Source organism: Stenotrophomonas sp. AGC87 (genome assembly GCF_057333975.1).
The window spans coordinates 8394-16004 of the sequence record NZ_JBHFHW010000035.1; the positions used below are offsets into that span (position 1 = coordinate 8394).

5 protein-coding genes are annotated in these 7611 nt (G+C 67.3%); 2 read left to right on the forward strand and 3 right to left on the reverse strand.

The annotated features are described in order from the left end of the window. Positions 1–123: 123 nt before the first annotated feature. A complete protein-coding gene (gene bfr, locus ACE026_RS14315) occupies positions 124–612 on the reverse strand; it encodes a bacterioferritin (RefSeq protein WP_486039493.1) in 489 nt (162 codons plus the stop codon). 145 nt (positions 613–757) lie between these two features. Between bfr and ACE026_RS14320 the strand changes: the two genes are divergently transcribed. Then, positions 758–3109 carry a penicillin acylase family protein gene (locus ACE026_RS14320; RefSeq protein WP_486039494.1) on the forward strand — a complete coding sequence of 784 codons (2352 nt, stop codon included), beginning with the start codon at positions 758–760 and terminating at the stop codon, positions 3107–3109. 16 nt (positions 3110–3125) lie between these two features. Here ACE026_RS14320 and ACE026_RS14325 read toward each other — a convergent pair whose 3' ends face one another. Then, positions 3126–4508: a cation:proton antiporter gene (locus tag ACE026_RS14325; protein WP_486039495.1), complete on the reverse strand. Its 1383-nt coding sequence runs from the start codon at positions 4506–4508 to the stop codon at positions 3126–3128. An 88-nt stretch (positions 4509–4596) separates the two neighbouring features. Beyond that, the gene (asnB, locus tag ACE026_RS14330) at positions 4597–6288 is read right to left on the reverse strand and encodes an asparagine synthase B (RefSeq protein ID WP_486039496.1); all 1692 of its coding nucleotides are present in this window, start codon (positions 6286–6288) and stop codon (positions 4597–4599) included. A gap of 374 nt (positions 6289–6662) precedes the next feature. Between asnB and ACE026_RS14335 the strand changes: the two genes are divergently transcribed. After that, entirely contained in the window at positions 6663–7541 is an 879-nt protein-coding gene (locus tag ACE026_RS14335; protein WP_486039497.1) for a tetratricopeptide repeat protein, read from the forward strand. Positions 7542–7611: the final 70 nt, after the last annotated feature.

Below are 7611 nucleotides of genomic sequence, written 5' to 3' on the forward strand. Positions count from 1 at the left end.
GCCGGGTTTCCCCGGCCTTTCTGATCGTCTCAACGTCGGCTGGCTGGCAGAAGCTGGCGGGCGGACGAGGGTTCAGCAGCTGGCTGGCGAAGGCTGGCTGGCGTGCGGAACCCGATGCCGCACTCAGTGCGCAGCGGCACCCTTCGCATCCATCTTGCTGGTCTGGTACAGCGCCAGGCCGATGCGCTTGATCAGGCCCAACTGCTGTTCCAGCCACCAGGCGTGGTCTTCTTCGGTGTCCTTCAACTGCACCAGCAGCATGTCGCGGCTGACATAGTCCTGGTGCTGTTCGCACAGCTTCATGCCGGCGGCCAGATTGTCGCGGACGCTGTACTCGGTCTCCAGGTCCTTCTGCAACATCTCTTCCACGGTCACGCCGGGCTCGAACACATGCGGGCGCATGTCCGGGTCGCCGCCGAGGAAGAGGATGCGGCGCAGCAGCGCGTCGGCGTGCTGGGTCTCTTCTTCCATTTCGTGGTTGAGGCGCTCATAGAGCGCGAACAGGCCCTGGTCTTCGTAGCGGCGAGAATGGATGAAGTACTGGTCGCGCGCGGCCAACTCGCCGCGCAGCAGTTCCTTCAAGCAGGCGATGACGTCCGGGTTGCCTTTCATGGGGGGTGCTCCTGATGAATCAATGCGCGCATGGTGCCCTATCTGGAAATCCGGTGATCTAATCGGAATCAGTTGCAGTTGCGTATCGCTCGGCGTGCACGGGACATTCACGCCTCCCCTACAATCGAACCACACCTACAGGGGGATGCGCAGGATGCGGCATTGGCTGAAGCGGTTGGTCTGGGGAGTGTTGATACTGACGCTGGCGGCGGTTTTCATGGTCTGGTGGCTGCTGCGTGGCAGCCTGCCCCGCCTGGAAGGCGAACAGGCCATGACCGGCTTGGTGGCGCCGGTGAGCATCACCCGTGACGTGTTGGGCGTGGTCACCATCGAGGCCGGAACCCAGGCCGATGCGATGCGGGCGCTGGGTCTGGTGCATGCGCAGGAGCGCTACTTCGAGATGGACCTGATGCGTCGTACTGCCGCTGGCGAGCTCGCCGAGCTGTTCGGCCCGGCGGCGGTCGAGATGGACAAGCGCATGCGCGTGCACCGGCTGCGGGCGCGCACCAAGGCCCATCTGGAGGTTGCCACGGGCAGCAGCGCCGCTGCCCTGCAGGCGTATGTGGACGGCATCAACCAAGGCGTCGCGGATCTTCGGGTACGGCCTTGGCCCTATCTGCTGCTGCGCCAGACGCCCGCACCGTGGCGGACCGAAGACAGCGTACTGACCGGGCTGGCGATGTATGCCGACCTGCAGGATCCCACCAATCAGAACGAACTGGCGATGGCGCGGATCCGCACGGTAGTGCCACCGGCGCTGTATGCATTACTCAGCCACGAGGGCAGCGAATGGGACGCCCCCCTGTTTGGTGGGGCGCGCGGCAACGCACCGCTACCGGACGCCACGGCGCTCGATCTCCGACGGCTCGATGCGGCGCAGGCAACCGGTGCCGCCGCCGGTCATCTGGACCCGGACGTGCTGGGCAGCAACAACTTCGCCGTGTCCGGTGCACTGACCACGGACGGCCGCGCCATCGTCGCCGACGACATGCACCTGGGACTGCGCGCGCCGAATCTCTGGTTCCGGGTACGGCTGCGCTATCCCGATCCGCAGGCGCCCGACGGGCGCGTCGATGTCAGCGGCTTCTCGCTGCCCGGCCTGCCGGCCATCGTCGTCGGTAGCAACGGACACGTTGCCTGGGGCTTCACCAACAGTTACATCGACACCGCCGATTTCCGCAGCGTACCCGCCGATGCCCAAGGCATCACCACGCATGAAGAGCGTATCCGCGTCGCCGGTCAAGCGCCGGTGATGCTGCGCGTGCGCGAGACCGCCTGGGGTCCGGTACTCCACGAACGGCCAGACGGCAGTGGCGAGGCACTGCGCTGGACGGCGCAGCTTCCCGGTGCGGTCCGTTTGGACTTTGCCGAGATGGCGCGCGCAAGGGATCTTGACCAGGCGTTCCAGGTAGCCGACCGCAGCGGCATTCCCGCGCAGAACCTGGTGATCGCCGACCGTAGCGGTCGCATCGCTTGGCGGCTGATCGGCACACGCCCGGACCGTGCTGCGGGCTGCCCGCCGGAAGGCACCACGACCACAGCACCTGCAAGCTGTGCGCCTTGGGCGATCCGCAGCGACGGCGCGCCAGCATTGATGGATCCCCCCTCCCATCGGCTGTGGACCGCCAACGGCCGTGTGCTCGATGGGGACGCGCTGGCCATCGCCGGGAACGGGGGCTACGACCTGGGTGCACGCGGGCGGCAGATCCGCGATGGCCTGATGGCGAAAGAGCGCTTCACCGAGTCGGACCTGCTGGCGATCCAGCTCGACGATCGCGCCCTGTTGCTCACGCGCTGGTGGCACCTGCTGCGCGAGGTCGTCACCGCCAGCGACGACCCTGCCCTGCAGCGGCTGGAGGTCGCAACCCGTCGATGGGAAGGCCATGCGGCCGTCGATTCGGTCAGCTACCGGGTCACCCGCGGTTTCCGCGGCATGCTGATCGACCGCGTCGGCGAAGGCCTGCTCGCTTCAGCGAAAGCACAGCTCGGCGAGGCCTACCTGGAGCCGCGGCTGGGGCAGTTCGAGGGCGTGTTGTGGCCATTGGTGAACGAACGGCCGGTGCATCTGCTGCCGCCCCCGTATGCCAGCTGGAATGCGCTGTTGACCGATACCGCCAAGGCGCTGGAGGCAGACCTGAGCAGTCAGGGAGCGCTGGAGGCGCGTACGTGGGGCGAACGCAACACCGCCGCGATCTGTCACCCGGTCAGTCGCGCCCTGCCCAACGTCGCCCGACGATGGCTGTGCATGCCTGGCGATCCGTTGCCCGGCGACCGGGACATGCCCCGCGTGCAGGGGCCCGCGTTCGGGGCGTCGCAGCGGATGGTGGTCTCGCCCGGCCACGAAGCCGAGGGATTGATCCACATGCCCGGTGGGCAGAGCGGTCACCCGTTGTCACCGTTCTGGGGCGCAGGACACGACGCCTGGGTGAAGGGAACACCCACCCCGTTCCTGCCAGGCAAGACCGCGTACACGCTGACGCTGGTCCCCGTGGACTGATGGCGGGGTCAACGCTTTACTGCCGCTTCCACCGCTCCATCGCATTCAGCAGCGGCCCGGTCATGGCCGTGGTCACCAGGGCCATGATCACCAGCACGGCAAACAGGCGGTCGCCGAGGAAGCCCAGCTCGTAGCCCAGGTTGAGCACGATCAGCTCCATCAGGCCGCGGGTGTTCATCAGGGCACCGAGCTTCCACGCCTCATGGCTGCCCATGCCGGCACTGCGCGCTGCGCTCCAAGTGCCGATCAGCTTGCCCAGCGTGGCCACCATGATCACGATCAGGCACAGCACCAGGTCGCTGGCCTGCAGGGCATCGGAGCGCATGCGCAGGCCGGTCATGGCGAAGAACAGCGGCAGCAGCAAGGTGACCGCGAACGGCTCGACGCGCTCGGCCACGGTGTGCCGCAGGGTGGCGTTGCCGGACACCGCCACGCCGGCCGCGAAGGCGCCGAACAGCGCGTGGATGCCCAGCATCTCGGTAACCAGGGCGCAGGCCAGCGCCATCAACAGCATGATCAACAGCCAGCGCCCTTCCTGGCCCGGTGCGATCACCAGGCGCGAGAACCACGGGCGCACCACGCCCAGCATCAGCGCGACGAAAGCGACCACGCAGACCAGGTTGATCGTCGCGGGCACCCAGCCCTGCGATTGCGCGGCCGCCACGATCAGGGCCAGCAGGCACCATGCGGTGGCATCACCGAGCGCGGCGCAGGCGATGGCGGTCTGGCCCAGCGGCGTGCCGGTCATGCCCCGGTCGGCCAGAATACGCAGCAGCACCGGGAAAGCGGTGATGCTCAATGAAATACCCACGAACAACGCAAAGCCGGTGAAGCCCACGCCCGGCGGTGCGTGCGCGCCGTAGAGCCAGATCGCGAGCCCCACGCCCAGCACGAACGGCACGGCAATTCCGGCATGGCTGACCACGAAGGCGAAACGACGTCGCCCTCGCAGCCCGCCCAGATCCAGCTCCGCACCGGCCACCAGCAGGAACATCAGCACGCCGAGCTGGCTGAGCAGACCGAGCGAGCCAAGCGAGGCTGCGGGGAACAGCACGCCATGCACCTGCGGCAACATGGCACCCAGCACCAGCGGCCCCATCATCAGGCCGGCCGCCATCTCACCGATCACCCCCGGCTGGCCCAGCCGGCGGAACACCCAGCCCGCGCCCTTGGCGACCATCAGCAACACCAGCAACTGCAGCAGGAACAGACCTAGCGGCGCATGCAGATGCGCGGCCCAGTCGCCCCCCAGCGAGGACTCTGCACGGGCCACCTGTGCGGTCACAGCCGGGCCGGCAAACCGCGCCAGGCCCAGGCCGATCACCAGCGGCAGTGCCACCCAGCCCAGATAGCGCCAAGCCAGCCCGCTGCGGCGCATGCCGGTGGTGTCAGAGTCCATGACCGATCCCCATCGATTGAAGGGGCGATTCTACGGGCTGCACGCGCTGCCACACCACCGCGGACGACGCGGCGGTGTGGCGCATCGATCAGGCCAGTGCCTGTTCGTGCACGCCGGTGATCGCGCGGCCGGACGGGTCGGCCATCGCGGCAAAGCTTGCATCCCACGCGATCGCTGCAGGCGAGGAGCACGCGATGGACTTGCCACCCGGCACGGTTTCCGCCGCGGCCTGGGTGGGGAAGTACTGCTCGAACACGTGGCGGTAGAAGTAGGCTTCCTTGGTCTGCGGCGGGTTGTGCACGAAGCGCTTGTCCGCCGCGGCCATCACGCGGTCACTGACCTGCGCTTCGGCATGGGCCTTGAGCCCGTCGATCCAGCCATAGCCGACGCCATCGCTGAACTGCTCCTTCTGGCGCCACAGGATCGAGTCCGGCAGGTAGCCTTCGAAGGCCTCGCGCAGCACCGCCTTCTCGATACGTCGCGTACCGGCAGGGCCCTGCCCGACCATCTTGTGCTTGGCATCGATGCGCATGGCCACATCGAGGAACTCGCGGTCCAGGAACGGCACGCGCGGCTCCACGCCCCAGGCCATCATCGACTTGTTGGCGCGCAGGCAATCGTAGTTGTTGAGTGCGTCGAGCTTGCGCACCAGCTCCTCATGGAACTCGCGCGCGTTCGGCGCCTTGTGGAAGTACAGGTAGCCACCGAAGATTTCGTCGCTGCCCTCACCGGACAGCACCATTTTCACGCCCATCGCCTTGATCCGGCGCGCCAGCAGGAACATCGGCGTCGAGGCGCGGATGGTGGTGACATCGTAGGTTTCCACGTGGCGGATCACTTCCGGCAGCGCATCCAACCCCTCTTCGAAGGTGTACTCGAAACCGTGGTGCACGGTGCCCAGGGCTTCGGCCGCGATGGCGGCGGCCGCCAGATCGGGCGAGCCCTTCAGGCCGATCGCGAAGGAGTGCAGGCGCGGCCACCAGGCTTCACTCTGATCGCCATCTTCGACACGGTGGCGGGCGTAGCGCGCGGCGACGGCTGCGACCAGCGACGAATCCAGACCACCGGAGAGCAGCACGCCGTAGGGCACGTCGGTCATCAGCTGGCGGTGCACCGCACGCTCGAACGCCTCACGCAGTTCGACGCGGTCCGCCTCCACGCCTTCGACCGCGTCGTAGTCGCGCCACGGGCGCTCGTAGTAACGGGTGAGCGTGTCGGTGGCGCTGTCATACCAGTGCCCCGGCGGGAACTGCGCGGCGTCGGCGCAGATGTCCACCAGCGACTTCAGTTCGGAGGCCACCACCAGGCGGCCGTCCTTGTCGTGGCCCCAGTACAGCGGCACCACGCCGATCGGATCACGGGCGATCAGCACGCGCTGTGCGGCACGGTCCCACAGCGCGAAGGCGAAGATGCCGTTGAGGCGGTTCAGGAACGAGGCCGGGCTGTCTTCGCGGTACAGGGCGTTGATCACCTCGCAGTCCGAACCGGTCTGGAAAGCGTACGGCTGGGCCAGCTCGGCCTTCAGTTCGCGGTGGTTGTAGATCTCACCGTTGACCGCCAGCGCCAGGCCGCCGTCTTCGGAGAGCAGCGGCTGTGAACCACCGGCGGGATCAACGATGGCCAGGCGCTCGTGGACCAGGATGGCGCCGTCATCGACGTACACCCCACTCCAGTCCGGGCCGCGATGGCGCTGGCGCTGCGAGAGGTCCAGCGCATGGCGGCGCAATGCCGCGAGGTCGTCGCCCGCCTGGAGGCCGAAAATACCGAAAATCGAACACATGGGAACAGCTCCTGATGATGGGGGAATACACGTATTGCAGGCATTCGACCGGCCACCCAGGCCCGGAAGGGGTAAACCCGGGCCACAAAAAAACCCGCATCGGTCGATGCGGGTTTTCTGGGGTCCGGGCGTGTTGCTTGTACTAGCCCTGGTCGCAGTCCCGCATCGGCCGCGCACGATTATTCGCGCGCAGATTAGTGCGGTTGGTATTGCTGACAGCGGTGGCCGGGAACGAGGACATGGACATGGACCGACCGTAACCGGGTTTGGGCGGCGGTGCAACTGTTGCGATGGCAACCAAACCGACCGCCGCGGACAACCCCGCGCTTCGGGGCCGGGCGATAATCGCGGTCCTTCTGCACCCCCTGGCCGGCATGACCCCTCGCATTGGACGCATCGCTTCACGCTTGGGCGGCATCGCCCTCGCCTTCGCTCTGGTCGCCTGCAGCAGCACTCCGTCACGGACGCCTGCGAGCATCGTGCAGTCGGTCGAGGCCAAGGCGGCCGATGGCAGCTTCGACAGTGCCTGGGACGCCGCCAGAACCTACGAAACCTTCAACGACCCCCGCGCGGTGACCTGGTACGAGCGTGCCGCCGCCGTCACTCCGTGGACCTTCCACAACCCCCAGGCCGAAGAGGCGCTCGGCCGGATCTGGACCCGCGGTGAGCTGCTGCATGGCACCGGCCCGAACATCCTCCAGGGCACTGCGCTGCGCGCCTCACCACGCAAGGCCGAACGCTGGTACCGCACCGCGGCCGAGCACGGCAACCCGATGGCCATGCTGATGCTGGCCAAGTTCCATCGCGAACGCGGTGAGGCGGCCAGCGCGCTGCGCTGGGACCTGCGCGCGACGATCTACCACCACATGCCATCCGAATCCTCGCGGCTGCCGCAGGCGATCGCCGCGCAGCCGGATGGCACCCTGCATCCGCTGGTCGTCGACATCCAGCGGCGTGCGCAGCGCGGCGATGCCGATGCCCAGGTGGATCTGGGCGCGATGTACGAACTGGGCATGGGCCTGCCGCGCGATGGCGTCGAGGCATTGCGCTGGTATCGGCGTTCGGCCGACCAAGGCAACGTGTATGGAGAGTATTTCAGCGGTCTGCTGCTCGGTCGCGGCCGCGCCGGTGTGACGCGTGATCTGGACGCGGCCGCCGGCTGGTTCGCCAAGGCCTATGCGCAGAAGTTCTACCTGGCTGGCGAAACCTATTGGCGCGAGCGGATCAAAGCGCCGTTCTGGACCTTCGACTGACGCCGGATACCCGAAATTGCTGCCCAACCCGGTAGAGGCGACCGTTGGTCGGCTTGTGTGAGGGTAGTGC

Bases quoted from the DNA above. Each gene is read 5' to 3' on its own strand.
- bfr (WP_486039493.1), bottom strand. From the start codon at position 612: ATGAAAGGCAACCCGGACGTCATCGCCTGCTTGAAGGAACTGCTGCGC.
- ACE026_RS14320 (WP_486039494.1), top strand. From the start codon at position 758: ATGCGCAGGATGCGGCATTGGCTGAAGCGGTTGGTCTGGGGAGTGTTG.
- ACE026_RS14325 (WP_486039495.1), bottom strand. From the start codon at position 4,508: ATGGACTCTGACACCACCGGCATGCGCCGCAGCGGGCTGGCTTGGCGC.
- asnB (WP_486039496.1), bottom strand. From the start codon at position 6,288: ATGTGTTCGATTTTCGGTATTTTCGGCCTCCAGGCGGGCGACGACCTC.
- ACE026_RS14335 (WP_486039497.1), top strand. From the start codon at position 6,663: ATGACCCCTCGCATTGGACGCATCGCTTCACGCTTGGGCGGCATCGCC.